Origin of the sequence: Streptomyces doebereineriae (assembly GCF_031845645.1) — a bacterium.
GTDB classification, from domain to species: domain Bacteria; phylum Actinomycetota; class Actinomycetes; order Streptomycetales; family Streptomycetaceae; genus Streptomyces; species Streptomyces canus.
Window position 1 is genome coordinate 1 of record NZ_JAVREZ010000241.1, and the last position, 464, is coordinate 464.

Sequence of the window (464 nt, forward strand, 5' to 3'; positions counted from 1 at the left end):
CGATAAGGCTTATTCCGGGGAAATTGTTATTTTGCAGAATGAGTTTTTGAAGTTAAATAGTGTTCTTGGAGATACAAAGCTATTGCCACAGAGAGAGAGAATTGAAAATCCCCTCCCTCTGCTGCAAACGACTGTTGAACCGAGCAAACCTCAACAAAGGGAAATGTTACTTGATGCACTTTTAGAAATCTCCGACAGTGACCCGCTTCTGCGATATTATGTGGATTCTGCGACACATGAAATCATACTTTCTTTCTTAGGGAAAGTACAAATGGAAGTGACTTGTGCTCTGCTGCAAGAAAAGTATCATGTGGAGATAGAAATAAAAGAGCCTACAGTCATTTATATGGAAAGACCGTTAAAAAAAGCAGAGTATACCATTCACATCGAAGTTCCACCGAATCCTTTCTGGGCTTCCATTGGTCTATCTGTAGCACCGCTTCCATTAGGGAGCGGAGTACAGT

Annotated in this window: 1 pseudogene; it reads left to right on the top strand. The window is 41.2% G+C overall.

Going from position 1 to position 464, the window contains the following annotated elements:
* Positions 1-464 (top strand): annotated as a pseudogene (locus RNB18_RS51670) (tetracycline resistance ribosomal protection protein); the annotation flags it as partial.